This window comes from Providencia sp. PROV119 (genome assembly GCF_028482435.1).
In the GTDB taxonomy this organism is placed as follows: Bacteria; Pseudomonadota; Gammaproteobacteria; order Enterobacterales; family Enterobacteriaceae; genus Providencia; species Providencia stuartii.
This window is the reverse complement of the sequence record NZ_JAMPQL010000012.1, coordinates 92,354-116,598: the sequence shown is the minus strand read 5'-3', so window position 1 is coordinate 116,598 and position 24,245 is coordinate 92,354. Positions and strand designations below refer to the sequence as shown.

Genomic DNA, 24,245 nt, shown 5'->3' with positions numbered 1-24,245 from the left:
TCCTTTAACCACAGTGTGATAAAAAATGATGAAGTGCAGTGGCATAGCCATACGGATTTTCCCGATGAGCATTATGCCCTGCATTATTAATTAGCGTAATCGGCAAAGCATATTGTTGCGAAACGCTTCGAAATTTTTGATCTTGTTCACCACAAAAGTAGCGAAATGGCATCGTAAGCTGATACAGTTTGTCCACCAAAAAAGGCTGTTTAGACAAAGAGGTACTTTCTAACATATCAGCGACAGCTAAGGGGTTATTGTGCTGTCTTAACAAGATTAATTGTTGGCGTTGGCTCGCAGTTAAATGTGCAAATACAGGTTGTTGATACCAATCATTTAACACTTGGCAAATCGGCTCGTGGCGAAAACGTTGCGCCCAATGGTGGTCGTTGGTGTAACGAGACTCCCGCTCCGATGAGCTATTTAGCCCAACATTTCCTCCTTCAATTACCAACCCACTTAAACCTGCTGGTTGGCGATAACAAGCCGTATGCATAGCAAGGCGTGCACCCAACGAATATCCAATAAGGTAATAATGTTGAATACCATGATGTTGTAAAAGTTGAACCAACTGCTCATCAAAATCAGCAAAACTTTGGCAGCTTATAGACTGAGATAATCCATGACCGGGCAAATCAACACGCAATGACGGGAAGTTAGGGCACAGTTCCACCATCGGCAGCCATTCATCGGCGCTACCGAGCAGCCCGTGTAACCACACTAACCAAGGCCCCGAATGATGTTCATTGTGTCGATAAGCCGCTAACATCAGAAACTGCCTACCTCATCAAGTAACTGTTTTAAAGTTCGCGCACCTTCGTCACTCTCGGTGTTTAATTCAATCAACAATGTCCCTTGTTGGTTATACCAAAATTGTTCAACAGTGGTTTTTAGAGAGAGCCAATCTTTAGGTGCTGCGTACTGCAAGCCAAACATCAGTGCCGCATGCTGAAAGTGAATATTTTGTGGCATACAATAATACTGCTGCCTTGCCGCTTCAGGCGTAGGTAGCATAGAAAATATCTGCCCACCGTTATTATTCACCACAATTAAAATCGTTGGCGCTGAAGGCGCTCGCAATAAAGCGAGGCTATTGAGGTCATACAGTGCCGAAAGGTCACCAACAATCCCCAAGGTCGGCTTGGTGGTTGCCCGCTGGACACCAGACATTGTTGAAATTAGACCATCGATACCACTGGCCCCCCGATTACTATAAACCGGATAACCCACGGGTAATTGCGCCAAAGCATCAATTAGCCGAACAATTAAGCTATTACCCACAAATAACTGCCCTTTTGGCGGCAGTAGCGCTGGTAATTGATGCGCAATCGCGGCTTCAGAAAAGTGATTGCGTAACTTTGTACTCACATGCCGTTGTGTCTGCTCAGCCAACGAGTAAAGATCTTCACACCAAGCCCCTCTTGGTTGAGCGGGATGAGCATCAAGCCACCCTTTAATTGAGCATGTTAATTTACGTCCGTAGTGATGAGCGGGGTCAAGGCGTTCTGGGATCGTATCAATGATCCAGTATTCTTGTGGATGGCACTGCGCTTGCCATTGAAGTAGGCGTTTTCCTGTTAAGCTCGAGCCGAATTGTACCACCAGTTCAGCTTCATTAAGTCGCGCTTTGGCCTGTGGATGAGCTAACCATAAATCTGCACAAGGATAAGGTTGCCCTGTTTGTGACAACACATCGCTAATTAACGGCCAGCCAAGTTCCTTCGCCCAGTTTGCAACACGCTCACCATCTTGACTATTCATACGACCCGCAATAACAACCCCTTTTTTCTGACGCCAAAAATACCAGTCAGAAATATGGGCAACGGTGTTGGTTAAAGGCTCGCTTAACCAAGGTAAATTAGAATGCCACCAATCACCAAGTTGTTGCTGCCATTCATAATCTCCTTCCGTTTCACCATACAGCGGCTCAGCAAATGGGCAGTTAATATGGAAAGCGCCGTGGTGTAGTTGATTCATCCCATTATCAATGGCACTGACTAACCATTTCGCCGAAATATCACGAGTTGGTCGGGGTAACATCAAACTTTGTGATGGGTGTGACGCAAAGATATGTGTTTGGCGAATAGCCTGATTCGCGCCACAATCGATAAGCTCCGGCGGTCTATCTGCCGTCAAAAAAATGACTTTTTCGCCAGTCAGTCCGGCTTCAATTAGGGCAGGATAGAGGTTAGCCACTGCGGTTCCTGAAGTGACGATCACGCCGACAGGCTCAAGGCTTGCTTTTGCTAAACCTAAAGCTAGATGCCCCAAGCCTCTTTCATCAAAATGAGTATGGCAGTGAAGCTTATTGTTATTCGCTGCTGCTAACGTCAAAGGTGTAGAGCGAGAACCAGGCGCAATACAAATATGTTTCATACCGTGGCGGGTGAGTGCTTCGATAATAATCTCAGCCCAACGCATATTAAAAACAGAATTCGACATAATGAGCTCAATAAGTTGTTTATTATCAGTAAGTGTAATGCGCTTGATATAAATTTCTTGATCTTAGAACAATTTTTAGTGAACTAATTGAAACCAAAAGAAAAATAACCATATTATATTTATGGTTTTTCAGGGGGTTCAAGTAGAGATTTAAGCCCCGCAGCTTTATTTTCAATTTCAATCCATTCTTGCTCCGGATCAGAATCACTGACAATCCCAGCCCCCGAGAACAATGACAACCGTTGATGTTCAATTTGAGCACAGCGTAAGGACACGGCGAACTCACTTTTATTTAAGCTAACGAAACCTCCCGTTCCAGCGTACCAGCGGCGCGAGAAAGGCTCATGTTCCGTTAAAAATTGACGAGCAACCGTTCTCGGCAACCCACATACCGCAGCAGTAGGTTGTAAACGCTGTAAACATTCACTGTCTGAAGGTGACACTAAAGTTGCGGCAATCGAACGATAGAGGTGTTGGATCTTGCGTAGGCGAATCACTTTCGCGGGGGAAACATCAATACCCGTTACAATACCTTGTAACTGCTGGCAAATATCGTCCACGACCACTAAGTTTTCGTGTTGGTTCTTACTGTCTTCCATCAACCATTTTGCTTTTTCAGCAGCAATCGCGTCATCAGGATGATTCGCGACTGTACCTGCAAGTGCCTCCGAATTGAGTTGTGTACCTTGTCGTAGATACAAACGCTCCGGTGTTGAGGACAGAAAACCTGTTTCTTGGCTTAATGCCATCATAAAATGGTAGCATTGAAAATTAACTCGTTGGCTTGCCGCTAAAAATTCCGCCACAGAAACGGGTTGTGACAACGTCAATTTCGTTTCACGCGCCATCACAACTTTTTCCATCTCCCCCGCTCTCATTTTCGTGATAGCTTTATTTAATAGGTGGCACCACTGCGCCTTTTCAGGGAAATGTTCATGACCGATAATTTGTGTATTTAAAGGTGGCAATGTTGCCGCTGGCTTGAGCTGCTTTAAAAATGCGATTGCGGCTAAACGGTCATCTTCACCTTTGATATTAAGATAGACTGATATTGATGAACGAACGCGAAAAATTTCTAAACGCGGTAAAAAGTAAAACGTTGCCTGTTGTTTATCGGCTAATGAAATTCCTTCACCAACCGCGTTCCAGCCATTTAAGCCCCATAAACGCATATCGGGATACTGGGCATGTAAAGACAAAAATTGTTCGGCCTCAGTGATTGCGTTAAATTCATATACGGTTCCCAGAGCGCTACACTCATCCGTTCCCGTGCGCTGATACCAATAGAACTGCGGATAACAGGATTGAGCCGATAGCCAAGCTAACCCAGGAAATGTAGAGTGACCATCCAATTGCCAATGTAGACGTATGAATTCTTGATTGCCCAATGCCAATGTTGACAGTTGATGAAGAATTTCAGTTATTAAATTATCTATTTTTTTATATACCACTTTAGATCCCTACTGCCACACTCAACAAAGACTATCGATAATTATATAGTGCAATATAATTTATTAATACATTGATTATTTCTGACAATAGGTGTTACGCCTCGTAAAATCAAATATGTATTAGTAATTTTTTATTACATCACCAATAAATCACTACGCATCTTATTGTATAGATTAAAAAATTTAACTTTAATTATTTACTTGACTTATATCAATCTTTATCTTCAAGATCACACAAAAACACCATTTTGTTTTTTTACTTGATGGTTATTTGTTAATCATATTTGTACAAAGTAAAATAATCATCATCGGGTAACAATACGGTAAGTATTCAAATACGTCACATCACACTAAAAAAACATTAATTATAATTACGATATTAAAAAATAAAAAAATGATATGACAAAAACAATGCTCGCAGAGTTAATATTTATTATTCACTCTCTTAACGCGTCAAAGAGTGACATAATATTTTTATCTTAGAACATTTAATATAACTTCCTGCACTTTTATGATTAGACATTTCAACATTTAATCATAATGAATTTATTATCGATTATATTAGGTCGTCAATTTATAATATATATTTTCATATTTTAGTATCTACTTTTAGGCGATCCTTAAAGTAATTTATTCTTAACTATACGGGGTAAATGCGAATCTAATGTTTTATCATGGGTGATAAATTGCTTAGAGATAATACTATTTTTAGCTCTATCATTTTTATCGCATCACTCATATTTGTGATTTTCTGTTGTCTACCTTTTATTTCAACCACAATACTTAATTGGAAATGAACCATTATGAGTGAAATAACTTATGACAAAATAATTGAAAAAGAGAATATAGGAGCAGCAACTCTTGCATTATTAACCAACCAAGACCCTCACTCTGCTCGCCCCGCCGGCATTTTTACTCACCAAGATTTAGTGAATATTCATCGATATACCCATTTTGCCCTTTCATTACCAACATCAACATTAGAAATCCATTCATGGCTAAAAATTAATGAATCAACTGATTTACCCATAAAAATTAGCGCACTGACTGAGGTTATTCAATTAATTCACACCCATGCCAGCGGTTGGGATGGTGTCGAACAAGAAGTTAAACAACAATCTATTAATTTATCACTGATTAGTCGAAATATTGTTCAGACTGGAAATCAAATCATTGAATACATTAATGATATGCCTATTATACAGCAAATAGCCAATAGCATTGACGACTTGTCAGCCGAGGCGCTAGATGGGCTTACTTACCAAAATGATGATCAGCAAATTGCCACAGAATTATTAAGCATACTGAATCTCATCCAAGATGATATTAAAATGCAAGCCAATAAAACTTCTAGGATTAAAAATACTATTTCTGACTTTCGAGCACATATTATTGGAGGTGCTTTATCTAATAATCAACATGTTGATTCTTTATTATTTAAAGTTAAGTCAATTTATTTGCAATTAGATTCTATTGATGATATTAATTCTGAATCACATCTTTTTGAGAAAGTCACTTTACTCAAAAAAGAGGTATTAACACTCGAAAAAGAATATGACCATTTTGTTAAGTTAAGCTTTACAGGCCTTGCTGGTGGTTTAATTGGATTACTGATTACAGGAGGGATATTCGGCAGCAAAGCTGAAAAAGTCCGCCATCGAAAAAACGCATTACTTAAAGAAATTGTTGAAATCAATAACAAACTCAATAAAGATCGCTTTATTAAAAAAGTTATTTTTGATATTCAAGTACATTTACAGAAGATTGAAGGCTATTTTAAAGATGCAAGATTAGCAGTTGACCATTTAGACTATATGTGGCTTGTTATTTTGACCGAAATTAAGCAGTCAATAGAAACTTTTGCGCGTATTGATAATGCTGCCAACCTTTTAAAGTTTATTGCTCGTTTCAAAAAAATTATCACCGCATGGGCGTCTGTGCAAACTTACTCAGAACAACTCATTGAACTATTTGATATTAAAATGACACATTACTCTCATGCTTAATAAAGGTAATACTATGCACCAAACCGTAAATTTCCCAGTTTTACCTGCTATTGAGTTTTATCAGGTAAGAATGCTCATTAATAAAATTAATAATTTTAATCATAACATTCTAAGTTACGATCCGAGCATTTTTAATCGAATAAAACGGATTGCTACTCAGGCAGAAAGTCTCAATGAGCAAATCAGAAACTCATTGCCAATAATGAAATTAAAAACTCGTTATATCATTGATAGTACGATTAGTGAGCGATTTTCAAGTCAGGATGTTGATGACTTAAAGGGAGGTCAACAGGATTTAGAGTTAACAGAATTTATCGATGACTTTACTGAGCTTAAAAATGAGCTAGAGAAGCTAACGGCACCTTTACGTACCACAAGCGATTATCTATTGGCATTACAATTAGAAGAAGCAAACCACCTTAAAAGTGAGAGCTATCGTAACCTACAAAATCGCCTTTTATTACTGGCTAACAATAATCAAAAGACATTGGATGAGTTTAACCAAGAGTTAATTGCTATTGTTAAAGCTGAAGAAGTTATCTTAAATTACAAGCTAGCGGATTTATTTGATCATGTTTTTCCTGATATATCGCTCATTGAATCATTAAATATCCCTCCTTCTAAAAAAGATCTGCTAAAAATTGCGATTGCCTGTGCCAAGCGCTTACTCACTATCCTTGACAATGGCTTAGATTTTATAAAATTGGTCAATGTTCGACTCTATTTGGTCGATCAAATCGCTGTTTTAAATGAGAAAGACCAGCAGTTTAAAAAGCGCATTGATAAGCTGACACACCTACTTATGCTCACTAAAGATATTTCAAAAATAGATGAGCAACGACAAGATGTGGCTGCCCATTTTCAGCAGTTACAATCTTATTTAACGCAATGGATTGACTATATGCAGACATGTTTAGACGAGCAGACGTTTAATATCCATAATGCTATCAAATCTTGTGAAGCCTTTATGGACTTTATTAATGAAGCCGAATATCAATATCAGCGCCAATTAGCTGATTAAAAAAAACGGCTACTGAAAAGTAGCCGTTTATTTTTACTGTGATGGCGGTGAAGATTAAAGCGGACTCACAGCCAATACCATATAGGAGAGATTGATAAGCGGTTGCGGCCATACCCCTAGCAGGATCACGATAATTGCACAGATAGCAGCAACAACTGTCCCGAAAGTAGCTTTTTCTGGCCCAGTATAACGATCTGCATGTTCTGCATCACGGCTATACAAGCTTGCCATAAAGCGTAGATAGTAGAATAGACCAATCGCACTACCTAAGACCACGGCACCAGTTAACCACCATAGCTCTGCCTTCACTGCGGAAATAATCACATAGAATTTACCAATAAACCCTAATGTAATTGGTATACCAGCCAGAGAAAGCATCATCACGGTAAGCACTGTCGCAAGTACAGGCTTATGCCAGAACAGCCCGCGAAATGCACTCAAGTCATCTTGGTCATCGCCACGATATGGGCTAGAAATAATGCTGATCACACCAAAGGCGCCCAAACTTGCAAACAGATAGCCGACTAAATAGATAGCGACAGTGACTTGGGAATCTGTTGGGGCGGCGCGTAATGCAACTAAGGCAACCAGCAGGTATCCCATGTGAGAAATGGACGAATAACCAAGTAGGCGTTTGGCACTTTTCTGAGTGATAGCCATCAGGTTACCAAACAGAATCGAAGCAATAGCGATGACGCTAACAACAATCGCCAATGTATTACTTTGAGCAGCTGGCGCTTCCATAAAGATACGCATTAATACTGCAAAGATACCAATTTTACTTCCCGTTGCTAAGAACGCGGATACCGGAGCTGGAGCACCTTGATAAACATCTGGAGTCCATAATTGGAATGGGAACAGTGATAATTTAAAACCGAAGCCTACAATCAACATCCCCAAGCCAATCAACACCAATGGCGCATGGATTTGGCTATCAGAAAGACTCTGGCCCACAGCCGCAAAGCTTAAGCTGCCTGATTCTGCATACAGTAAGGCGATACCAAAGAGCAAGAAAGAAGAGGCAGCGGCAGATAACAGCATGTATTTGATACCTGCTTCCAGCGAACGTTTACGTTCAAAGGTGTAAGCCACAAGACCGAACAAGGGTAAAGAGATCAATTCAATACCAATGAACATGGATGCCATGTGGTTAGCCATTGAAAGTAAGACGCCCCCTGTTACCGCAATCGCCAGTAACAGATGGAATTCTTCTTTATTATCATTAAAGCCTTCCAACCAATGGAAAGCAAAAATGCTGGTTGCCATACCCGCAATCAGGACCAATGCGCTGTAGAACATCGCATAGCCGTCAACACGAATAAGCGGAGTGACTTCTATTGGCAGCCCCTCTGCAATAAAGAACAGAGATAGCAGCGCAACGGCGAAGCCGAATACTGTCAGTGTGGCACTTGTTAGGTGATCGCGTCGCCACGCAATGGACAGCATCACAACCACCGCCGTCAATCCGACGATCAATAGCGGGAGTATTGCGATCAATTGTTGAAGTGTTATTGTCATGGCGAATTACGGCCTTAATGTTGTAAGTGAAGCAGTGTACAAGTTATGTAATGTTTCCATCGCACCCTCTGAAGTATCCAGAATTGGTTGTGGATAGAAGCCAATAATAACCAGTAAAACAGCCAGAGCCAGCAGCACACCAAATTCACGTGCTGTTAACCCTTTCATTTCGCTCTCGGATTTTGGTGTACCGTAGTAGGTTTGTTGCATCATCCACAATGAGTAGACAGATGCGAACACCACACCAAAGACCATGATGCAAGTCACCAGCGTAAATTGGCTGAATGTACCAAACAGGATCATGAATTCACCGATAAAGTTACCTGTGCCCGGCATACCTAAAGTTGCAGCGGCAAAGAACAGTGATAAACCCGGTAACCATTTAATACGTTTCCATAATCCACCCATCATGCGCATATCACGGGTTTGTGTACGCTCATACAACTGCCCGCTGATGATAATTAATGCTGCACCTGACAAGCCATTTGTGATCATTTGGATCACTGCACCTTGGTATGCAAGAACAGAGCTAGCGTAGATTGCCACCGTCACAAATCCCATGTGAGACAAGCTACTGTATGCAGCAAGACGCTTAATGTCTGTTTGTTTAAATGCAAGCCATGCACCGTAGAAAATGCTGATCACACCAAGTGTCATCGCAATAGGTGTAAACTCGATCGATGCTTCAGGGAACAGAGGTAGTGTAAAACGCAACAGGCCGTAAGCCGCTGTTTTCAACATGATACCTGAGATATCCACAGAGCCTGCTGTTGGCGATTGCTCTTGGGTATCCGCCATCCAACCGTGGAATGGCACTAATGGCATCTTAACCGCAAAGGCAATAAAGAAGCCTAACATTAGCATAAAGCCAACGGTGCTAGACATCTGAGTACCAAGCAACTCATTGTAGTTAAATGTCCACACAGAGGTGTCGCCGAAGTGGACTAATGCTAATCCAACAATCGACACCAACATAATCAAGCCACTCGCTTGTGTGTAGATAAAGAACTTAGTGGCAGCGTTAATATGCTGTCTGTTTTCTGCTCCTTTGTGCCCCCAGTTAGCAATCAGGAAGTACATTGGGATTAACATCATTTCCCAGAAGAAGAAGAACAAGAACAGGTCAACCGCCGTAAAAATCCCCATCACACCTGCAATAATCCACAGCAGGTTAAAGTGATAAGCACCTTGGTTGGCTTGGTTTTCACTCCACGAACTGAGGACTGAGAAAGCCCCCATGATCGCGGTTAGTACCACCATTAACAGTGATAAGCCATCAATCGCCAGATGGAAATTAATACCCAGCATTGGGATCCACGGCATTGAGTATTCCACTTGCCATTGTGGAACACCTTGTGGATTTACCAGAGAGTAATCTCCCTGTAGCCATAACAAGATTGATAATATTAATGTTATTCCCATTGAAGCCAGCGCAACCCAACGTGGTGCGCGGTGGCTAAACCGGTCAGCCTGCCAGCTTAGCAGGCCACCGATGAAGGGAATGAGTATTAGCCAGGGTAATAGCATGGCGCAATGTGTCCCTTAATTAAACCAAAAGCAGCAGAGCAAGAATCAGCACTGCACCCAGCCCCAATGAGGCAACATACCAACGGACCTGACCGTTCTCACTAATTGCCAACCCTTTGTTTGCCCAACGAGACAAGCAGGCAGGTAGGTTCATCAATGAGTTCACAGGATCGCTTTCCAGTAGCCATGCAACACCCTTGAAAGGTTTTACAAAGACAACGTCATACAGCCAGTCGAATCCCCACGCATGATACCACCATGTTGAGAAGAAACGGCCTGGTGCACTTTTCGCGATAACTGTGGCGATAGAGCGTCTGTACAGATAAATGAATGCCACAATCAACAGTCCGATAACAGCAAGGCTACCTGAAAGCATCTCCAACTGTAGCTTACCAGCTTCATGCTCCAGTGGATTAACAGGGAATACGCCTTCTAACGGCTGGTGAATCTGCGCACCAATAAATGTCGCTAAAATTGCCAAAATGCCCAATGGTATGGAGTGAGTAAATCCTTTGACCTTGTGCGCTTTAATTTTCGCTTCGCCATGGAAGGCGATGAAAATCATACGGAAAGTATACATTGCTGTCAGTAGTGCACCGATGAGGCCAGCCCATAAGAGAACCGTTTGGCCATCCACTTCTGCACCCCACAAAATAGCGTCTTTACTGTAGAAACCGGCCGTGAATAGAGGTAGTGCAGCCAGTGCACTTCCGCCGATTAACATCACCGTATAGACGTATGGAATTTGCTTACGCAATCCACCCATTTTGAAAATATTTTGTTCGTGATGACAAGCAATGATCACCGAACCTGCTGACAAGAACAACAGCGCTTTAAAGAAGGCGTGCGTCATCAGGTGGAAAATAGCTGCATCCCACGCCTGAACACCTAGAGCCAAGAACATATAACCAATTTGGCTCATGGTTGAGTAGGCCAATACACGTTTGATATCGGTTTGAACCAATGCTGCACAGCCAGCTAACAACAGGGTGACACCGCCCACAATGCCGACCAGATGTAAGATTTCTGGTGCCATCAAGAACAATGCATGGGTACGAGCAACAAGATAAACACCCGCGGTTACCATGGTTGCTGCGTGGATCAGAGCAGAGACCGGAGTTGGACCCGCCATCGCATCGGCTAGCCATGTCTGGAGTGGTAATTGAGCAGATTTACCTACCGCACCACCTAAGATCATTAAGGTTGCCCATGTGATTGCACTGCCACCTTCTGCCATTTTTTGTGGTGCCATTACAGCCATTTCGCTGAAGTTCAAAGTACCGAGTTCATTCCACAGAATAAACATACCGATAGCTAAGAACACGTCACCAACACGCGTAATGAAGAAGGCTTTCATTGCCGCTTTGCCGTTATCTGGATTGGTGTAGTAGAAACCGATCAACAGGTAACTGCACAGCCCTACCCCTTCCCAACCGAGATACATCAGCATCATGTTATCGGCGAGTACTAAAACCACCATGCTCGCGATGAACAAGTTAGTGTAAGTAAAGAAGCGTGAATACCCTTCCTCACCACGCATATACCAAGAAGCATAAACGTGGATCAGGAAGCCAACGCCCGTTACAACACCTAACATCGTCAGTGAGAGGCCATCAAGGCGAATCGAAAACGGGATATTGAAATCTCCCACTGACATCCAAGTCCAAAGCAGATCGGTGTACGGAGGATATGCACCATTTGCAAGTACAGGTTGTTCTAAAAACTCAATACCCGCATACAATGCAACAACCGCTGCAAGGCCGACGACTCCAGCCCCAATAATAGCTGAAACATTTTCTGACCAACGACCGCGGGAAAATGCTAATAGCACTGACCCCAGAAGCGGAAACAGAATTGTTAAATAGAGTAAATTCATCCGCGCATCTCACTGACTTTATCAATATTCAGGTTCTGACGATGACGATGGAGTTGCAGTAACAACGCCAATCCAATACTCGCCTCCGCTGCAGCCAGTGCAATTGCCAGAATGTACATTATCTGGCCGTCTGGTTGCCCCCAAAAACTCCCAGCGACCACAAAAGCGAGCGCTGTTGAGTTAATCATGATTTCCAGTCCGATCAGCATGAAAAGCAAGTTGCGGCGGATAACAAGGCAGCTTAGCCCCATCACAAACAAAATAGCCGCTAAAATCAGACCATGTTGAAGAGGTATCATTATTGTTCCTCCGCTTTCGCTTTCGCATTGCTAACAAGATCAGCACTGTTTTCAGTACGGTCACGACCTACGTGGAACGCAACTACTAAGCCTGCTAGCAGTAACAATGATGCCAATTCAACCGCTAGGATATAAGGTCCAAACAAGCTAATTGCCACCTCTTTCGCACTAATCACCGTGCCAGTAATACCGTCTTGGTATGACAGGCTGGTAATGCCGTAAACCAGAAGTGCCAGCAATACCGCAGATAACAGTGCCGGCCCAATCCAGTTTTTCGGTGCTAGCCATTCACGCTCTTGCTCTTGAACAGAGCGCCCAAGGTTAAGCATCATCACCACGAAAACGAACAGTACCATGATGGCACCCGCGTATACGATGATCTCCAAAGCCCCCGCAAAGTATGCGCCGAGCGAGAAGAACACCATAGACAGTGCCAGCAGAGAAACAACCAGATACAACAACGCATGTACCGGGTTAGTATTGGTTATCACCCTCAAAGTCGCTAAAACAGCAACCAGACCGGCGATATAAAATGTAAATTCCATGAATATCGCTCCTTATGGCAACAGGTCTTTGACGTTAATTGGTTTGGCTTCGTTATCCGCTTCACCTTTGTCTTTACCTGCAATCGCCATACCCGATTTACGGTAAAAGTTATAATCAGGATATTTACCCGGACCTGAAATTAATAAGTGATCTTTTTCATAAACAAGATCTTGACGACGCCATTCACCCATTTCAAAGTCAGGTGTTAATTGGATTGCCGTTGTTGGGCAAGCCTCTTCACACAACCCACAGAAAATGCAGCGTGAGAAGTTAATGCGGAAAAATTCAGGATACCAACGCCCATCCTCATGCTCCGCTTTTTGCAGTGAGATACAGCCCACTGGGCAAGCAACCGCACATAAGTTACAGGCAACACAACGCTCTTCACCGTCTGGGTCACGGGTTAATACGATACGACCACGGTAACGGGGCGGCAGGTAAACTGGCTCTTCGGGATACATTTGCGTTTCACGTTTTTGGAACGCATGCAAACCGACCAACCAAATACTGCGTACTTGAGTGCCGAAACCGACCAATAAATCTTTCAATGTCATGGTTCAATCACCCCTTACTGAGCGTTGTATAAAATAACTGCTGCGGTACCCAGCAGGTTAAGCAGAGTCAGCGGCAGGCAGATTTTCCAACCGAAAGACATCACTTGGTCATAACGTGGGCGTGGTAAAGATGCACGGATCAGGATAAACATCATCATGAAGAAGGCAGTCTTAATCGCAAACCACAGGAATGACGGCAAGAAAGGTCCATGCCAGCCACCAAAGAACAGCGTTACAATCAAGGCAGAGACTGTAACAATACCGATATACTCACCAACGAAGAACAGGCCGAATTTCATACCTGAATATTCAACGTGGTAACCATCCGCAATCTCTTGTTCAGCTTCTGGTTGGTCAAACGGGTGACGGTGACATACCGCAACACCTGCAATCGCAAACGTCACAAAGCCAAAGAATTGAGGAATGATGTTCCACATACCTTTCTGAGCGTCCACAATATCAATCAAATTGAAAGAGCCTGCTTGAGCCACAACCCCCATCAATGAAAGACCTAAGAACACTTCGTAGCTCACCGTTTGTGCAGAGGCACGCATCGCACCTAGCAGTGAGTATTTGTTGTTACTTGACCAACCAGCAAACAGCACGGCATAAACCGCAAGACCTGCCATCATCAGGAAAAATAAGATCCCGATATTCAGGTCAGCGACATACCATGTTGGGCTGACAGGTACGATAGCAAAAGCGAGGAACAGCGAACAAAACGCAATCACAGGTGCTAACGTAAAGATTTTTTTGTCTGCAAACTGTGGGATCCAGTCTTCTTTGAACAACATTTTGAACATGTCGGCCATTAACTGCCCCATGCCGAATGGTCCAACGCGGTTAGGGCCATAACGATTTTGGAATAAACCGAGAATACGGCGTTCACCCAAACTCATGTATGCCCCACAGATCACAACAACCAATAGGATGACAATCGATTTAAGGACGGAAACCAAAATTTCCATCACTTCTGGGGATATCCAATCCATCATGCCCCCCTCCGCAGATTATTGACTGATACACCCGCCATGGCTGGTGCAATACCTGGCATACCCAATGGCAGACCGATTTGACCACTCGACAGATTTTTACTCACACGCACCGTCAGATTAAAGGTTTGTCCTTCATAACTGAACTCCGCTTGAGTACCTGCTGCAAGGCCAATCGCCGCGGCATCTTTTTCATTCAACATGATATAAGGTTCAGGCATGCGCTGCTGGATCACCTCAGAGCGTTGTGACATCTCATCACTGCCGAACAAGTGATAGTAAGGCGCAACCACCCACTGAGCTTCAGTCGCCTGATAAGCCGCTGGGATCTCCGTGAAATAACCCAGTTTACCTTCTGTTGAATTAAACAAACGAATGCCCGGATCACCAAAACGCAGATGTCCACCCACTTCACTTTGGAATTTGTTCCAAGCTTGTGGTGAGTTCCAACCTGGTGCCCATGCAAATGGAATTTGCTGACGTGGTGCCGTTGGGCTGTTGTTCCCTTCCATAGAGAACGCAAACGCCGTGTCTTTATCTTGCGGTTGGCGCTGTTCATGAACCGATTGATTCGCTAGCATCGCCGTACGCCCACTATAACGGTGTGGCTCACGAGCAAGTTTCTGACCACGAATACGGAAAGATGCTTTTGGTGCCGCATCGACAATACCTTCAAACTGAGGTAACGCAGCCACACAATCCGCAATAACATGATCAAGCTGAGACCAATCTGCATCACGTGCTTGCGCTTCTGTTTGCAGTGAATGCAACCAGCGCCAGCTTTCGTTCATGACGATAGATTTATCGTAGAAAGATGGGTCAAAGACTTGGAAGAAGCGTTGAGCGCGACCTTCTTGGTTGATCAAGGTTCCATCTGCTTCCGCAAAACTTGCCGCAGGTAATACCAAGGTGGCTTTATCCATAATGGCAGTATGTTGATGATCCGCCACAATGAGGTGCTTCAGTTTCGCCAATGCACTATCGACAGCGTTAACACTGCTATGACGGTAAAGGTCATTTTCCATCACAATAGCGACATCGACTTCATTTGCATTAATGCGCTCAAATGCACTATCCAACGGCTGTGCTTTCATCATTGCGAGACCAAAACTATTCGCGTGGGAAGCAAGGTAAGATAGCCCCACTTGAGCACCTTTTGCTTTGAGTGCAAACGCAACGTTAGCAGCCGCTTGGATCATCGCATCGCTTGCTGAGTGGCTACCACTGATAATCAATGGTTTTTTCGCACTGGCCAGCGCTTGAGCAATGGTTTCAACTTTAGCTCGTAAATCAGCAGGTAAATCTGTTACAGCCGGTGCATCACCATTAATCATGTTCGCAATAGCGAAACCAAAACGCGCTTGGTCTGCAACAGGAGCACGGTAGTTAAATGCCGCGATATCATCTAAACGCGTATCGTCAACGTTAGTGATAAACAGAGGGTATTTCGCGTGTTGGCCGATATTCATGATCGCCGCTATTTGCCAGTCTGCCACTTTTTGGGCCGCTGCCATTTCACGAGCTTTACCTTTAACGGCTTGGCGAACCGAGAGTGCCATACGAGCACCCGTCTGAGTTAAATCTTCACCCAGAACCAGTACTGCATCGTAATCTTCCACTTCGCGTAAGCTTGGTGTATAGATCCCCCCGTTTTGCAGAATGTTGTGCATCAATTCAAGGCGACGCTGTTCATCTGCCGAAACACCTGAGTAGAAGTTTTCCGCGCCAACTAATGCACGGAGTGCATAGTTACTTTCGACACTGGCACGTGGAGAGCCGATACCAATCACTTTTTTCGCTTGATTGATGATCTGTGCACCACTTTGCATCGCTTCAATGGCTGAAATCACTTGTTTCACGCCATCTTTATTTAGCAGTGGCTGGCGAGGTCTATCTTTACGGTTAACATAACCATAGCCAAAGCGCCCACGGTCACACAGGAAATAGTGGTTTACTGAGCCGTTGTAGCGGTTTTCAATACGGCGTAATTCACCATAACGTTCACCTGGGCTAGTGTTACAACCGATGCTGCACTGTTGGCAGATCCCCGGTGCAAACTGCATATCCCATTTACGGTTATAGCGTTCTGAATGTGTTTTATCGGTAAATACCCCCGTTGGACACACTTCAACTAAGTTACCGGAGAATTCACTCTCCAGTGTGCCATCTTCAGTACGACCGAAGTAGACATAGTTGTGTGCGCCATACACGCCTAAATCCGTACCATCTGCGTAATCTTTGTAATAACGTACACAACGATAGCAGGCAATACAGCGGTTCATTTCATGGTTAATGAAAGGCCCCAGATCCTGATTGATGTGAGTACGCTTGGTAAAACGGTATTTACGCATATTATGACCGGTCATTACCGTCATATCTTGTAAATGACAGTTGCCCCCTTCCTCACAGACTGGACAGTCGTGTGGGTGGTTGGTCATTAGCCATTCCACAACACTTTCACGGAATTGTTTGGCCTCTTCATCATCGATAGAGATGTAAGTCCCTTCCGTTGCCGGTGTCATACAAGACATCACGAGACGACCACGAGTGTCATCCGCGTTTTGATATTGCTTAACCGCACACTGGCGGCAAGCGCCAACGCTTCCCAGCGCCGGATGCCAGCAAAAATAAGGAATATCTAGCCCCAGAGAAAGGCAGGCTTGTAACAGGTTTTCAGACCCGTTTACATCATATTCTTTGCCGTCTACATATATTGTAGCCATAGTCAGCATGCTTCCCAAAGGCCCGCTCAACAGCAGGCGTTAATCAAAAATACGTTCTTCGTGAAAATCGATTTTTGCGGTTGCTCATTCGCAAAAATATTACCAACGCTGTTTTAATAGGTTGGGCTGGATACCGGCTATCTGAGCAATATTGCGCAGATCTTTTTGCGAGATACCCGCTTCGAATTCTTCACGGAAATATTTGATGGCGCTCTGTAATGGCTCTACCGCACCCGGTGCGTGAGCGCAGAAAGTTTTACCCGGACCTAAGAAACGGCAAAGTTGCTCTAATGTTTCAATATCGCCCGGCTGCCCTTCCCCTTTTTCTAACGCCTGCAAAATTTTCACGCTCCATGGCAAACCATCACGGCAAGGCGTACACCAGCCACAGGATTCACGAGCAAAGAAAGTTTCAAGGTTACGAACCAGAGACACCATGTTGATTTCATTATCCACGGCCATCGCTAACGCAGTACCTAAACGGCTCCCTGCTTTACCGATAGATTCAAAATCCATTGGTAAATCAAGATGATCGCCAGTTAAAAAGTCAGTACCCGCGCCGCCGGGTTGCCATGCTTTTAATGTCAGTCCATCACGCATCCCACCAGCATAATCTTCCAACACTTCGCGTGCTGTTGTGCCAAATGGCAATTCCCATAAGCCTGGATTTTTCACTCTGCCTGAAAAGCCCATCAGCTTGGTGCCCGCATCTTTACTCTTGCCAGCACTGAGGTTGATATACCATTGCTCACCATGCTCTAAGATGGCAGGAACGTTACAGATAGTTTCAACGTTGTTTACGCAAGTAGGTTTACCCCATGCACCTGACGTTGCAGGGAATGGTGGTTTTGAACGTGGGTTCGCGCGACGCCCTTCAAGGGAGTTAATTAATGCCGTTTCTTCACCACAGATATAACGACCAGCACCGGTATGCACGAACAGTTCAAAGTCAAAGCCTGAACCTAAAATATTTTTACCGAGTAACCCAGCCGCTTTCGCTTCTTCGATGGCACGACGTAGGTGTTTGGCCGCCTCAACATATTCACCGCGTAGGAAGATATAACCACGATAAGCTTTTAGCGCATAAGCCCCGATGATCATGCCTTCAACTAAAAGGTGAGGCAGTTGCTCCATCAAAAGACGGTCTTTATAGGTGCCTGGCTCCATTTCATCCGCATTACATAAAAAGTAACGCAGTTTCATGTTTTCGTCTTTTGGCATCAGGCTCCATTTCAGACCAGTGGAGAAACCTGCACCGCCGCGGCCTTTTAGCCCAGCGTCTTTGACAAGGCTAACCACCTCGTCGGGTGCCATGCCTTTAAGTGCACGTTCAACACCTTTATATCCATTCTTACTACGATACTCATCCAGCCAAACAGGTTGTTTGTCATCACGCAAACGCCATGTCAACGGATGTGTTTCCGCAGTACGGATCACTTGTTTAAAGGAGTTTGTCATGGATACTGCTCCAGTAACTTTTTAATATCTTCAGGCTGTACGTAGCTGTGAGTGTCCTCATCAATCATCATAGTAGGACCCTTATCACAGTTACCCAAACAACAGGTTGGTAGCAGCGTAAAGCGGCCATCTGCCGTTGTTTGCCCTGGACGAATATTTAACTGATTGATAATTTCAGCTTCTAATCCTTGGTATCCCGTAATATGGCAAACCACACTATCGCAATAACGAATAATGTGGCGTCCTACAGGTTGACGGAAGATTTGGCTATAGAATGTCGCCACACCTTCTACATCACTCGCGGGGATACCTAGTACTTCGGCAATCGCGTAAATAGCACCGTCTTCAACCCAGCCACGGTTTTTTTGCACAATTTTTAGTGCTTCAATTGAGGCAGCACGCGGGTCTTCATAGTGGTGTTTTTCACCTTCGATTTCAGCACGCTCGGCTTCCGTTAAAACGAAACCGTGCTGTGTTTCTTGCGGTTCAAAAACATTTACGCCATCAAGACTGGTCTGCTTATTATGTTCATTATGCATGGTTAGCGATCCACATCCGACATTACAAAATCGATACTACCCAGATAGACAATCAAGTCGGAAACCAGACTACCTTTGATCACCGCTGGAATTTGCTGCAAATGCGCATAGCTCGGTGTACGAATACGAGTACGGTAGCTCATTGTGCTGCCATCACTCGTTAGGTAGTAACTGTTAATCCCTTTAGTTGCTTCGATCATCTGGAATGATTCATTCGCAGGCATAACTGGACCCCAAGACACTTGTAAGAAGTGGTTGATCAGGGTTTCAATATGCTGCAACGTCCGCTCTTTCGGTGGCGGCGTCGTCAATGGGTGATCGGCTTTGAAAGGCCCTTCTGGCATATTCTTCAAACATTGTTCAAGAATACGCATACTTTGGCGGATCTCTTCCACTTTGATCATCACACGGTCATAACAGTCACCGTTGTGAGCAATAGGAATATCAAACTCAAAGTTTTCGTAGCCTGAATACGGACGCCATTTACGCACGTCAAAATCAAGACCTGTCGCACGTAAACCAGCACCAGTAACCCCCCAAGCCAAGGCTTCTTCTTTTGTATAAGCAGCAACCCCGATTGAACGGCCTTTCAAAATGGTGTTTTTCAGTGCTGTCGTGACATAAGAGTCGAGGCGTTTTGGCAGCCAATCTAATAATTCACGTAGTAATTTATCCCAACCGCGTGGTAGGTCATGCGCAACACCACCGATACGGAACCAAGCTGGGTGCATACGGAAACCGGTAATGGCTTCAACGACGTTGTAAACTTTTTGGCGGTCTGTAAACGCAAAAAACACAGGGGTCATTGCGCCGGAGTCTTGAATATAGGTACTGATATAGAGTAAATGGCTGTTAATGCGGAACAGCTCAGATAGCATCACTCGGATCGTTTTCACGCGATCAGGAACTTCAATGCCCGCCAGCTTTTCAACGGCTAACACATAAGGCATTTCATTCACACAACCGCCAAGGTATTCAATACGGTCAGTATAAGGAATGTAGCTATGCCAAGACTGACGCTCACCCATTTTTTCAGCACCACGATGGTGGTAACCGATATCTGGTACGCAGTTTACGATTTCTTCACCATCTAGCTGCAACACAATACGGAAGGCACCGTGTGAAGAGGGATGGTTAGGTCCTAAGTTAAGGAACATGAAGTCTTCGTTTTCATTACCACGCGCCATGCCCCACTCTTCTGGTTTGAAAGTTAGTGCTTCCATTTCCAGATCTTGTTTTTGCTTAGTTAGCTCAAATGGGTCAAATTCTGTAGCGCGCGCTGGGTAGTCTTTACGTAATGGGTGACCTTCCCAGCTTGGTGACATTAGCAGGCGGCGTAAGTTTGGGTGACCTTGGAAGGTAATACCAAACATATCCCACACTTCTCGCTCGTACCAGTTAGCATTTGGGAACAGTGACACGATAGAAGGTACATTCAGGTCTTTCTCATTTAATGCGACCTTCAACATGATATCGCGGTTGCGATCAATCGAGATGAGGTGATAGAAAACACTAAAGTCTGCCTCTGGCAAACCTTGTCTATGTATTCTCTGACGCTCATCCACCCCATGCAAGTCAAATAACATGACATAAGGTTTTGGCAATTTTTTCAAAAAGTCTACGACTTCCAGTAACTGCTCACGTCTTACCCAAATAACTGGCATTCCAGTACGGGTAGCTTGAACAGAAAAGGCATCCGGGCCAAATTGGTTGCGCAGTTCCAGAAGCACAGGATCATTTAAATGTTCCTGTGTCTGCCATCCTGGCAGGGTACTCTCTTGCGCTATCTGATCTGTCATCATTCTTCACCATAACGCTTGATCAGGTTTATCATTTCGCAACACATTGCTCTGTTACGCTGTATGGCTTTAAGCCTTAAATTTCGTCTGGGGTTCGCAAGTTAGTCACTGCGATACGTTCACCGTGCTTTCTTTCTCTTTCTGATTGCATATTGGCACGATAAACCCCCTGATCACCAACAACCCACGATAGCGGACGACGCTCTTTACCGATGGATTCCTGTAACAGAAGCAGAGCTTGCATATAAGCTTCAGGACGTGGTGGGCAACCGGGAATATAAACATCCACAGGAATAAATTTATCTACACCTTGGACGACAGAATAAATGTCATACATACCGCCAGAGTTAGCACATGAACCCATGGAGATGACCCATTTTGGTTCAAGCATCTGGTCATAGAGACGTTGAATGACGGGAGCCATTTTCGTAAAGCAGGTTCCTGCAACGACCATAAAGTCGGCTTGACGAGGTGAAGCACGGAGAACCTCTGCCCCAAAGCGGGCTACGTCATGAACTGCTGTGAACGACGTCACCATTTCAACATAGCAACATGAGAGACCAAAGTTATATGGCCAAAGAGAATTTTTGCGTCCCCAGTTAACGACATCGTGTAAGGCATGAGAAAGTTTTCCCATGTAAACACTGTTTTTAACTTGCTGCTCAAGTGGATCGGTAACGATTTCTTGAGTTTGCAGGGGATAACGGTCGTTCTCACCGTTCGGATCTATGCGGGTGAGCGTATAATCCATTGTATAATGCCTCGCTTGTTACTGCGGATGACGATTGCTGATTTTAATAACTTCACTAGGACCTTTAACTGCGCGACGTGAACGGACAGGAGTCCAATCCAATGCACCAACGCGAACCAGATAAAACAGTCCAGCCAACAATACCAAAATGAAAATTGCTGCTTCGATAAAGCCTAACCAACCGACTTCACGGACGGCTACAGCCCATGCAAACAGGAACATGGCTTCCACATCGAAGACAACGAAGAACATGGCAACCAAGTAGAATTTCGCCGACATCCGAAGACGGGCACTCCCTACTGAATCAATACCTGATTCATAAGGTACGTGTTTTGTTCTGGCTTTGGCACGGCTGCCGAGGAAATGACCAGCGACCAACATAAACGAACAAAGGGCGATGGCGCCGACAAAGAATATCGCAAAGGCCCAGTTATGGGCTAACGCTAGGATAGATTCAGACATACTCGTTGCTTACTCATTACACATGGTGCGTGAATCTGCTCTTAACGGCAGTATTACACCATAATTGCCCAGTTAACCGAGAAGAAAGACCAAAAATCATCACCAAACATAAAAAAGCAGTCTGAAGACCGTGTTTGGTTTGTCCTCTCTCCGACTATTTATTTTGCTCAACTTAAGCAAAATAACCCGTACTTGCTACAATTCGTTGACCTACCAAAAACAAGATTGCAACAAAAAGTACTCAAAATCAGCTAAAACGTGTCAGTGTGTAAATACACACAATAAACGCAATGACTAGTCTAACTGATTATTCGCTTTTACTACACTATTATCTCAGGAAAAACCTGTCTTACCAGATGAAAACTTGCTCTTTTTATTTGATCTAGCGCACAGTTTTATTGAAAATTTGCTCATACTGTTTACAGAATATTCAAATTTAGTCTAAGTCACATTAACTGTTTTTTATTCACTAAATCAAGTAACTGTCTGACTAAGCAGTCCTATTTTATCAATTCAGCAAAATATGATTGTTAACAAGATAACAATTTTGTAACTAAAAAATGAAATTCATGTTCTGCCATCTACATCACAATTATTTCACGTAATATTATTTTAAACCATACTTATTAAGTGGTTACTTTGTCCTTTTTTGCCCCGTTTTGCTCAAAAAAAAACCGCGAAGTTATCGCGGTTTTTTCCATTGAGTTTGTACTAATCAATTAATAATCATCAAATAATTATTGATGCTTAAAATGACCCTTCACTTTCGTTAACAATGACATCGTCACTGGTAGGTGCAACAGCATAAGGGATCTTTTTGTTTTCAATTGCACTAAATACTGTTAACACTGAATCCTTTTGTTCATCAGCATTTTTATACAGCCAATATTGGATATCAGGCAAACGAGGCAGACCATCCGTTTCATTTAAAATGCGCAGATCCGCATTTTGCATTTCCATCGGTCGCGCTGTCACGCCGACTTCTGCATTTACAGCCGCTCTGACAGCAGGAAGTGATGCTGCTTCATACGCAATATGCCATGCAAGCCCCGCATTATCTAAAGCATCAGTACTCAGTTTGCGGTATGGGTTTGTTTCATCCATAACTACTAATGGAATCGGCTCATTAGCGCGCAACTGGAAATCAGGGGCACTGTGCCATAACACCGGTACTGTTCTTAATGCTGTTTTTGGATGATGGCTAATACGCGCCGTCGTCAAAGCTAAATCAATCTCATGATTATCTAGCATCGACTCAATAAATTGTGCGCGTTTGATCCTGACTTCAACAGCAAGACGCGGGAAAATAGACGCAATACGGTTGAGTAAAAATGGGAGTAAGATATCAACCGTATCATCGGATGCACCTATTCTCAATTCACCTTCAGCGTCGTTATACGTCAATGATGCTGTTGCGTCATCATTTGCACGCAAAATTTGTCTTGCGTAGCCGAGTAATTGTAAACCATGTGCGGTGAGTAATTTATTCCTCCCGTGGCGAGCAAATAACTCACGACCGACTAATTGTTCTAAGCGTTGCATTTGCTGACTGACAGCAGACTGGGTTCGACATACTGCAGCAGCAGCGGCAGCAAATGTATTTAGATCGGCAACTGCGACAAATGTCCTCAGTAGGTCCAGATCAAGGTTCATTATTGGACGATTGGAATTTATCATCTTTAATTCTCTTATATAATTTTATGTTACCTGGTGTTCCTGCTCTCCTCCTTGAGATCAGCTTGTTTAATTACTGAAATAACTTGCTTGATGTTTATCTAATCCTTAGACTCACATTTATTACACTTTATCCGAGTGGGACAATCTTAAAATGAACGTTCCACCGAACGACAAAGAAGCATGTTAACCAATCGATTTAATTTAAATCGTAAAAACAACCTTCTTATTTGCCGTCCTCTAAATACTAACATATTTAATGTAATTGCAATTATTTTAATGTAAATGCCTTTAAACATGTACTCACGCCCTAACTCAAACGTTTATTTTTCAGTTAGTTATAGTTTTATCATTCATTTTTATTCATTATTTTCTCACTAGAACAATCAATATTACTAACAAAAAGAGCTAATTTCTGTTGAAATTCCACGGAAATTTATGAATTTTTATTTCTATACATCCAATTTCGTCATCAATCTTACAATTTGATACAATCTTTTTGTTTCTAGCCATTATTTGCCCATAATTTCTATTTTTTCCTCCAAAACAGCCAGAATTGACAACAGATAACTTCAAATTAATTAATATTATTGGCATCTACATTCAA

The 24,245-nt window shown here is 43.5% G+C and carries 19 protein-coding genes; 2 read left to right on the top strand and 17 right to left on the bottom strand.

Annotation, left to right across the window (positions count from 1 at the left end):
* Positions 1 to 4: 4 nt before the first annotated feature.
* From menH to PSF11_RS11800, 3 genes are all read right to left on the bottom strand, one after another.
* A complete protein-coding gene (gene menH / locus PSF11_RS11810; RefSeq protein ID WP_014656254.1) occupies positions 5 to 769 on the bottom strand; it encodes a 2-succinyl-6-hydroxy-2,4-cyclohexadiene-1-carboxylate synthase in 765 nt (254 codons plus the stop codon).
* The gene (gene menD, locus PSF11_RS11805) at positions 769 to 2,442 is read right to left on the bottom strand and encodes a 2-succinyl-5-enolpyruvyl-6-hydroxy-3-cyclohexene-1-carboxylic-acid synthase (RefSeq protein WP_040133287.1); all 1,674 of its coding nucleotides are present in this window, start codon (positions 2,440 to 2,442) and stop codon (positions 769 to 771) included. Before menD ends, menH begins: the two co-directional genes overlap by 1 nt.
* Positions 2,443 to 2,561: 119 nt before the next feature.
* Complete coding sequence (locus tag PSF11_RS11800; protein ID WP_004921096.1) at positions 2,562 to 3,893, bottom strand: isochorismate synthase; 1,332 nt, start codon at positions 3,891 to 3,893, stop codon at positions 2,562 to 2,564.
* Positions 3,894 to 4,696: 803 nt separating this feature from the next.
* Here PSF11_RS11800 and PSF11_RS11795 point away from each other — a divergent pair.
* Positions 4,697 to 5,899 carry an alpha-xenorhabdolysin family binary toxin subunit A gene (locus tag PSF11_RS11795; protein WP_060561119.1) on the top strand — a complete coding sequence of 401 codons (1,203 nt, stop codon included), beginning with the start codon at positions 4,697 to 4,699 and terminating at the stop codon, positions 5,897 to 5,899.
* Complete coding sequence (locus tag PSF11_RS11790) at positions 5,892 to 6,920, top strand: alpha-xenorhabdolysin family binary toxin subunit B (RefSeq protein WP_004921101.1); 1,029 nt, start codon at positions 5,892 to 5,894, stop codon at positions 6,918 to 6,920. The genes PSF11_RS11795 and PSF11_RS11790 overlap by 8 nt, the downstream gene beginning before the upstream one ends.
* Positions 6,921 to 6,974: 54 nt before the next feature.
* On the opposite strand, the gene nuoN is transcribed toward PSF11_RS11790, so the two are convergent.
* The 14 genes from nuoN to PSF11_RS11720 all read right to left on the bottom strand — a co-directional run bounded on the left by nuoN (position 6,975) and on the right by PSF11_RS11720 (position 23,641).
* The gene (nuoN, locus tag PSF11_RS11785) at positions 6,975 to 8,438 is read right to left on the bottom strand and encodes an NADH-quinone oxidoreductase subunit NuoN (protein ID WP_004921103.1); all 1,464 of its coding nucleotides are present in this window, start codon (positions 8,436 to 8,438) and stop codon (positions 6,975 to 6,977) included.
* Between the two features lie 6 nt (positions 8,439 to 8,444).
* On the bottom strand, positions 8,445 to 9,965 hold the full coding sequence (nuoM, locus tag PSF11_RS11780; RefSeq protein ID WP_004921104.1) for an NADH-quinone oxidoreductase subunit M: 1,521 nt from the start codon (positions 9,963 to 9,965) through the stop codon (positions 8,445 to 8,447).
* 19 nt (positions 9,966 to 9,984) lie between these two features.
* Positions 9,985 to 11,841: an NADH-quinone oxidoreductase subunit L gene (gene nuoL / locus PSF11_RS11775; RefSeq protein WP_004921108.1), complete on the bottom strand. Its 1,857-nt coding sequence runs from the start codon at positions 11,839 to 11,841 to the stop codon at positions 9,985 to 9,987.
* Positions 11,838 to 12,140 (bottom strand): NADH-quinone oxidoreductase subunit NuoK, encoded by a 303-nt coding sequence (gene nuoK / locus PSF11_RS11770; protein ID WP_004921109.1) that lies wholly within the window; start codon positions 12,138 to 12,140, stop codon positions 11,838 to 11,840. The genes nuoL and nuoK overlap by 4 nt, the downstream gene beginning before the upstream one ends.
* Positions 12,140 to 12,685, bottom strand: a complete 546-nt coding sequence (gene nuoJ, locus PSF11_RS11765) for an NADH-quinone oxidoreductase subunit J (RefSeq protein ID WP_072502394.1) — start codon at positions 12,683 to 12,685, stop codon at positions 12,140 to 12,142. The genes nuoK and nuoJ overlap by 1 nt, the downstream gene beginning before the upstream one ends.
* 12 nt (positions 12,686 to 12,697) lie before the next feature.
* Positions 12,698 to 13,240 carry an NADH-quinone oxidoreductase subunit NuoI gene (nuoI, locus tag PSF11_RS11760; RefSeq protein ID WP_004921112.1) on the bottom strand — a complete coding sequence of 181 codons (543 nt, stop codon included), beginning with the start codon at positions 13,238 to 13,240 and terminating at the stop codon, positions 12,698 to 12,700.
* A 14-nt stretch (positions 13,241 to 13,254) separates the two neighbouring features.
* Positions 13,255 to 14,232 carry an NADH-quinone oxidoreductase subunit NuoH gene (gene nuoH, locus PSF11_RS11755; protein ID WP_014656260.1) on the bottom strand — a complete coding sequence of 326 codons (978 nt, stop codon included), beginning with the start codon at positions 14,230 to 14,232 and terminating at the stop codon, positions 13,255 to 13,257.
* Positions 14,232 to 16,964 carry an NADH-quinone oxidoreductase subunit NuoG gene (gene nuoG, locus PSF11_RS11750; protein WP_004921119.1) on the bottom strand — a complete coding sequence of 911 codons (2,733 nt, stop codon included), beginning with the start codon at positions 16,962 to 16,964 and terminating at the stop codon, positions 14,232 to 14,234. The genes nuoH and nuoG overlap by 1 nt, the downstream gene beginning before the upstream one ends.
* 90 nt (positions 16,965 to 17,054) lie before the next feature.
* Positions 17,055 to 18,413, bottom strand: coding sequence for an NADH-quinone oxidoreductase subunit NuoF (gene nuoF, locus PSF11_RS11745; protein ID WP_004921121.1), 1,359 nt, complete (start codon positions 18,411 to 18,413; stop codon positions 17,055 to 17,057).
* Positions 18,410 to 18,952 (bottom strand): NADH-quinone oxidoreductase subunit NuoE, encoded by a 543-nt coding sequence (gene nuoE / locus PSF11_RS11740; RefSeq protein ID WP_004921124.1) that lies wholly within the window; start codon positions 18,950 to 18,952, stop codon positions 18,410 to 18,412. The genes nuoF and nuoE overlap by 4 nt, the downstream gene beginning before the upstream one ends.
* A gap of 2 nt (positions 18,953 to 18,954) precedes the next feature.
* Positions 18,955 to 20,754 (bottom strand): NADH-quinone oxidoreductase subunit C/D, encoded by a 1,800-nt coding sequence (nuoC, locus tag PSF11_RS11735; protein WP_004921126.1) that lies wholly within the window; start codon positions 20,752 to 20,754, stop codon positions 18,955 to 18,957.
* 73 nt (positions 20,755 to 20,827) lie between these two features.
* Complete coding sequence (locus PSF11_RS11730; protein ID WP_004921127.1) at positions 20,828 to 21,502, bottom strand: NuoB/complex I 20 kDa subunit family protein; 675 nt, start codon at positions 21,500 to 21,502, stop codon at positions 20,828 to 20,830.
* 18 nt (positions 21,503 to 21,520) lie between these two features.
* Positions 21,521 to 21,964, bottom strand: a complete 444-nt coding sequence (locus PSF11_RS11725; protein ID WP_014656263.1) for an NADH-quinone oxidoreductase subunit A — start codon at positions 21,962 to 21,964, stop codon at positions 21,521 to 21,523.
* A gap of 747 nt (positions 21,965 to 22,711) precedes the next feature.
* Complete coding sequence (locus tag PSF11_RS11720; RefSeq protein WP_014656264.1) at positions 22,712 to 23,641, bottom strand: LysR family transcriptional regulator; 930 nt, start codon at positions 23,639 to 23,641, stop codon at positions 22,712 to 22,714.
* Positions 23,642 to 24,245: the final 604 nt, after the last annotated feature.

What these genes read in the sequence shown, in the direction of transcription:
- nuoN (WP_004921103.1), bottom strand. Translation starts at nt 8,438, where the DNA reads ATGACAATAACACTTCAACAATTGATCGCAATACTCCCGCTATTGATC.
- nuoJ (WP_072502394.1), bottom strand. Translation starts at nt 12,685, where the DNA reads ATGGAATTTACATTTTATATCGCCGGTCTGGTTGCTGTTTTAGCGACT.
- nuoF (WP_004921121.1), bottom strand. Translation starts at nt 18,413, where the DNA reads ATGACAAACTCCTTTAAACAAGTGATCCGTACTGCGGAAACACATCCG.
- nuoL (WP_004921108.1), bottom strand. Translation starts at nt 11,841, where the DNA reads ATGAATTTACTCTATTTAACAATTCTGTTTCCGCTTCTGGGGTCAGTG.
- PSF11_RS11790 (WP_004921101.1), top strand. Translation starts at nt 5,892, where the DNA reads ATGCTTAATAAAGGTAATACTATGCACCAAACCGTAAATTTCCCAGTT.
- nuoK (WP_004921109.1), bottom strand. Translation starts at nt 12,140, where the DNA reads ATGATACCTCTTCAACATGGTCTGATTTTAGCGGCTATTTTGTTTGTG.
- nuoG (WP_004921119.1), bottom strand. Translation starts at nt 16,964, where the DNA reads ATGCTGACTATGGCTACAATATATGTAGACGGCAAAGAATATGATGTA.
- nuoE (WP_004921124.1), bottom strand. Translation starts at nt 18,952, where the DNA reads ATGCATAATGAACATAATAAGCAGACCAGTCTTGATGGCGTAAATGTT.
- nuoI (WP_004921112.1), bottom strand. Translation starts at nt 13,240, where the DNA reads ATGACATTGAAAGATTTATTGGTCGGTTTCGGCACTCAAGTACGCAGT.
- PSF11_RS11730 (WP_004921127.1), bottom strand. Translation starts at nt 21,502, where the DNA reads ATGGATTATACGCTCACCCGCATAGATCCGAACGGTGAGAACGACCGT.
- PSF11_RS11720 (WP_014656264.1), bottom strand. Translation starts at nt 23,641, where the DNA reads ATGATAAATTCCAATCGTCCAATAATGAACCTTGATCTGGACCTACTG.
- menH (WP_014656254.1), bottom strand. Translation starts at nt 769, where the DNA reads ATGTTAGCGGCTTATCGACACAATGAACATCATTCGGGGCCTTGGTTA.
- nuoM (WP_004921104.1), bottom strand. Translation starts at nt 9,965, where the DNA reads ATGCTATTACCCTGGCTAATACTCATTCCCTTCATCGGTGGCCTGCTA.
- nuoC (WP_004921126.1), bottom strand. Translation starts at nt 20,754, where the DNA reads ATGATGACAGATCAGATAGCGCAAGAGAGTACCCTGCCAGGATGGCAG.
- PSF11_RS11725 (WP_014656263.1), bottom strand. Translation starts at nt 21,964, where the DNA reads ATGTCTGAATCTATCCTAGCGTTAGCCCATAACTGGGCCTTTGCGATA.
- menD (WP_040133287.1), bottom strand. Translation starts at nt 2,442, where the DNA reads ATGTCGAATTCTGTTTTTAATATGCGTTGGGCTGAGATTATTATCGAA.
- PSF11_RS11795 (WP_060561119.1), top strand. Translation starts at nt 4,697, where the DNA reads ATGAGTGAAATAACTTATGACAAAATAATTGAAAAAGAGAATATAGGA.
- nuoH (WP_014656260.1), bottom strand. Translation starts at nt 14,232, where the DNA reads ATGGATTGGATATCCCCAGAAGTGATGGAAATTTTGGTTTCCGTCCTT.